This is a genomic window from Alicyclobacillus suci (assembly GCF_017329615.1).
Taxonomy (GTDB): Bacteria; Bacillota; Bacilli; order Alicyclobacillales; family Alicyclobacillaceae; genus Alicyclobacillus; species Alicyclobacillus suci.
The window spans coordinates 1-1,088 of sequence record NZ_JAFMTW010000127.1; the positions used below are offsets into that span (position 1 = coordinate 1).

The 1,088-nt window shown below is 55.9% G+C and carries 2 rRNA genes; both read left to right on the plus strand.

Annotated elements, in window-relative coordinates:
• Positions 1-522, plus strand: a 16S ribosomal RNA gene (locus tag J3482_RS20075); the annotation flags it as partial.
• Between the two features lie 208 nt (positions 523-730).
• A 23S ribosomal RNA gene (locus J3482_RS20080) occupies positions 731-1,088 on the plus strand; the annotation flags it as partial.

Below are 1,088 nucleotides of genomic sequence, written 5' to 3' on the forward strand. Positions count from 1 at the left end.
CCTTCCCTTTGGGGCAGAGGAGACAGGTGGTGCATGGTTGTCGTCAGCTCGTGTCGTGAGATGTTGGGTTAAGTCCCGCAACGAGCGCAACCCTTGATCTGTGTTACCAGCACGTGATGGTGGGGACTCACAGGTGACTGCCGGCGTAAGTCGGAGGAAGGCGGGGATGACGTCAAATCATCATGCCCTTTATGTCCTGGGCTACACACGTGCTACAATGGGCGGTACAACGGGAAGCGAAGCCGCGAGGTGGAGCCAAACCTAAAAAGCCGTTCGTAGTTCGGATTGCAGGCTGCAACTCGCCTGCATGAAGCCGGAATTGCTAGTAATCGCGGATCAGCATGCCGCGGTGAATCCGTTCCCGGGCCTTGTACACACCGCCCGTCACACCACGAGAGTCGGCAACACCCGAAGTCGGTGAGGTAACCATGATGGAGCCAGCCGCCGAAGGTGGGGTTGATGATTGGGGTGAAGTCGTAACAAGGTAGCCGTATCGGAAGGTGCGGCTGGATCACCTCCTTTCTACGGAGAAACAAGGCTTTTAGGCCGTGTGTGTTTGGTTTTGAGGGAGCCAGCGTCTCAAGTGAGACAAGGTGAACTCAAGTACCTTGGCAACTGAATATGGAACAACCTCGAAAAGTAAACCGGTAACCGAAATGCGAGTAACAGGTGAACAAAAGCCGGATGTAACGGATGAAGTGACTGGCGTAAGCGGGTCATGGAGTCAAACGGTGAAGTTAGGAAGAGCGCACGGAGGATGCCTAGGCGCCAAGAGCCGAAGAAGGACGGGGCGAACACCGAAATGCCACGGGGAGCTGTAAGCGAGCATTGAGCCGTGGATGTCCGAATGGGGAAACCTGCTAGTGAGAAGCGCTAGTACCGTACACTGAATACATAGGTGTACGGGGGCAACCGAGGGAACTGAAACATCTAAGTACCTCGAGGAAGAGAAAGCGAATGCGATTCCGTGAGTAGTGGCGAGCGAAAGCGGAGAAGCCTAAACCGGATGCGTGGTACAGACTGCAGTCGATGCGCATGCGGGGTCGAGGGGCTGTTGGGGGCAACCTGCAGGGAGCCAGCAGGAAGCA